Below are 2,244 nucleotides of genomic sequence, written 5' to 3'. Positions count from 1 at the left end.
CCCGCAGCGCCAGCCGCGGCGGCCGGTGGGCCGCCGCGAGGCCGGACAGGAGCGGGCGCAGCGTCGGGACCGTTTCCACCGGAAGTTCGCCGAGGAACGCCAGGGTGATGTGCCAGTCCTCGATGCGGTTCCAGCGCATCCGGGGGTGCGTGCCGTAAGCCGGGCGCAGCTCCCGGGCCAGTTCTTCCTTCGCGTGGTCGGGCGGGGCGAGGGCGATGAACACGCGAACAGTCGCGGGGCGGGTCTCTTCCTTCACACCTGCCTTGGTACCTCACCCGGCGGTCGGCGTGACGGTGGGGTGGGGGCGAGAGGGAGCGGCCCGGGTCCTTCGTGCCGATCCTCGGGCGTGCTACCTTCGCAGTGTTTCCAAGTGGAAACATGCTGTGGCGCGGCACACACCTCGAAGGCCGTGATGGCAGACGGCCGAGGCCGCCGTGTGCCGGCCGGTGGGCGAAGGCCGCCAGCCGTTCGATGGACCCCCACTCGCCAACGGAGGAAGAACATGCCCGTCCTCAGCCGCTTCTCAGGTCTTCCGAGATATTTCAACCCGGTCCTGAGGCCGCTCGCCCGCTGGATCCCGCCGCTGGCCGTGCTGCACCACCGCGGCCGTCGCAGCGGCACCCCGTTCGACACGCCGGTCCAGGCGTTCCGGACCGGGACGGGGTTCATCGTCGGGCTCGCCTACGACTCGAACGCGAACTGGGCGCTGAACATCCTCGCCGCCGGTGGAGGGACGATCAGCCGGGGCGGGCGCCGCTACACGATCAGCCGACCCCGCAGGCGCGGCCCGGAGGCCCGCGCCGACCTGGCCGCACCGGTCGGCTTCGTGATGCGCAAGCTCGACATCGACGACTTCCTCGAATTCGACGCCGCCCGCGTCTGAGCCGCGCCGCGAGTCGCGCCCGGACGGACCCGAGGGCGCCGATGCGGTGGCGCCGCGGATCCGGACGAGTCCGTCCGCGCCTTCGAGGAACGGATGTGGACCCGGCCCGGCAGGTGGGCGAGGGTCATGGCAGACGGGATGGAGCGCCTCGTGGGCCCGGAGGCTCCTGCCTTCTTTGACGAGGTCCAGCCGTCCTGACGGCCGAGCGGGGAGATCGCAGGCGCCACCGGTACCGCGCGACGGTCGCAATAGGGGCTCCATGGCGCTCGGTCCGCCGAATCCCCGCCTCAGGTTCGGTACGACAGTAGCTACTGCGCAACACCGCGCGCGAGCGTGAGTTGGACCGGCGAACTTTCCGGGCAATCGGTGCGCCGGTGGCCGACCTCTCTCTCGCCGGTTCGGGCGCCGTGGCAGAACCCGTAGCACCAGTGAGTGGCCTGCCGCCTGCCTCCGCTCGTGCGGAGAGCACGGCTCCTCGTGGCCCGATCGACTTACGGCCACCCGGCTTGCACGCTAGGCCGTGTGTCGAAAGTGGATCTTGAGCGTGGATGATCACGGTTCATGGGGCGTGGAGATCTCACGGACGAAGAGTGGGCGGTGCTGGAGCCGTTGTTGCCGAAGGGGAGAAAGCCGGGGCGGCCGAGCGTTTGGCCTCGACGACAGCTGATCGACGGCATACGGTTCCGGGTCCGTACCGGTGTTCCGTGGCGGGACGTGCCCGTCGAGTACGGACCGTGGGGCCGGATCTATGACCTGTTCCGCCGGTGGCAGCGGGACGGCATCTGGCAGAGGATCTTCACGCGGCTCCAGTCTCTGGCGGACGCGAAGGGCGCGATCACGTGGGACCTGAGCGTCGACTCCACGGTGTGCCGCGCTCATCAGCATGCGGCTGGGGCCCGCAAGCAGGGTGGTCTGCAGAAGGAACCGCCGGGCGGTGTGTTCACCGAGCCCAGAGATCACGGACTGGGACGCTCGCGCGGCGGGTTCACCACCAAGCTGCACCTGGCCGTCGAGCAAGGTCAGCGGCCCATGTCGATCGTGATTACGGCCGGGCAGCGCGGGGACTCGCCGCAGTTCGAACCCGTGCTGGAGAAGGTCCGCGTGCCCCGCATCGGGCCGGGCCGGCCACGTGTCCGCCCCAACCGAGTCCGCGCGGACAAGGCGTACGCCTCCCGCAGAAACCGCGCCTACCTGCGCCGCCGCGGAATCCACTGCACCATCCCCGACAAGGCCGACCAGGCCCGCAACCGCCAAAAGCTCGGCTCGTGCGGTGGGCGGCCCCCGCACTTCGACCCGGCCGACTACCCCGAGCGCCACGCGGTCGAGTGCAGCATCAACCGCCACAAGAGGCACCCGGCCGG

The 2,244-nt window shown here is 70.5% G+C and carries 3 protein-coding genes and 1 pseudogene; 3 read left to right on the top strand and 1 reads right to left on the bottom strand.

All coding sequences use genetic code 11. The features are described 5' to 3' along the window. The coding region (locus ACWD3D_RS36310; RefSeq protein WP_451464923.1) for a 2'-5' RNA ligase family protein at positions 1-256 on the bottom strand (256 nt) is incomplete at its 3' end. Positions 257-502: 246 nt separating this feature from the next. Between ACWD3D_RS36310 and ACWD3D_RS36305 the strand changes: the two genes are divergently transcribed. From ACWD3D_RS36305 to ACWD3D_RS36295, 3 genes and pseudogenes are all read left to right on the top strand, one after another. Then, complete coding sequence (locus tag ACWD3D_RS36305; RefSeq protein WP_451464922.1) at positions 503-883, top strand: nitroreductase family deazaflavin-dependent oxidoreductase; 381 nt, start codon at positions 503-505, stop codon at positions 881-883. A gap of 48 nt (positions 884-931) precedes the next feature. Continuing rightward, a pseudogene (locus ACWD3D_RS36300) lies at positions 932-1,081 on the top strand (FAD-dependent monooxygenase); the annotation flags it as partial. Between the two features lie 363 nt (positions 1,082-1,444). Then, the coding region (locus ACWD3D_RS36295) for an IS5 family transposase (RefSeq protein ID WP_451464921.1) at positions 1,445-2,244 on the top strand (800 nt) is incomplete at its 3' end.

This window comes from Streptomyces sp. NPDC002690 (genome assembly GCF_053592415.1).
This window is presented reverse-complemented; position numbering and strand designations above follow the sequence as displayed.

Coding starts and splice junctions, on each gene's coding strand:
- ACWD3D_RS36305 (WP_451464922.1), top strand. CDS start 503: ATGCCCGTCCTCAGCCGCTTCTCAGGTCTTCCGAGATATTTCAACCCG.